The sequence below is a fragment of the Chryseobacterium sp. HNCC26DJ241 genome (genome assembly GCF_057180505.1).
This window is the reverse complement of record NZ_JBXUGL010000080.1, coordinates 1-935: the sequence shown is the minus strand read 5'-3', so window position 1 is coordinate 935 and position 935 is coordinate 1. Positions and strand designations below refer to the sequence as shown.

The following is a 935-nucleotide window of genomic DNA, read 5'->3' as shown; positions in this document are numbered from 1 at the left end:
CAGAGTATTTTTTTAAGAAACACTTCCTAAATATTGAGAATTGGACGCTATCTCTCCATTTGCCGTACGAAACGCTATCCAAACATGAAGAGTTTTGTTTTGGAAGTTAAGCGGGAGATTAGCCTTATAAAACGTATCGGTACGTTTTGCAGCATTTTCTATAAAGAAAGTTGCGGTTTGGTTTTCGGCAGCGATCAGGATCTGGGCTAAATCGTTTTTCCTATCGGCATCGTCTCCCGAATTATCCTGCCAGTTAATTTCCAATAATGCCACATCGGGAAGCTGTAGCGAAACCGGAACGGGAGCCAGAAGGTTTCCTTTAGAAAAGACTATTGCAGGATAATCCGGCGTGATACTGGATGCTGCATAATTAATGATAAAATTTTCCATCAGGTTGGTCATAGCCTGATTGTAGCTGGATTTCATGCCACTTCGGATTCCGAAATATTTGCATGCATATCCACGATAGGACTGCATAAATTCTGCACAGCTTTTCATCCTATTCTGGATGAGGAGCTGCTTGCCTGAAGGTGGAGAAGTGCGTTTTTTCGGGCGAACCCTTGTAATTTCATTTCCGAATACATTGGCTACCACGATACGTCCTGTACGTCCCGAAGTGCCCGATAACAGTGAGTCATATAACTTACCCATAATAAATGTTTTTTTAGATTAATATTTGTTACTTAAATTTTTCTGAAAGTACCTGCAGGTAATTTTTTTTGTAAAGGTGATTGTGGGTAGAGACAGAACTCGACGTATTTTATTTTGATTTATACTTTGGTATTTAAAATTTTGATTTTCAATTTCATACTATAAAAATTCATTTTTTCATTTAACATAATATCATTTTCTATATCCGTTGTATATCTTTTCTATATCCATTCTATATCCTTTCTATATCCTTTCTTCGATGTTTGTTCGATGCTTGTTCGATG

Annotated in this window: 1 protein-coding gene; it reads right to left on the bottom strand. The window is 37.2% G+C overall.

What is annotated here, in order from left to right; all coding sequences use genetic code 11:
* Positions 1–12 precede the first annotated feature (12 nt).
* Positions 13–651, bottom strand: a complete 639-nt coding sequence (locus AC2A1C_RS15815) for a DUF6266 family protein (RefSeq protein WP_484026895.1) — start codon at positions 649–651, stop codon at positions 13–15.
* Between the last annotated feature and the right edge of the window lie 284 nt (positions 652–935).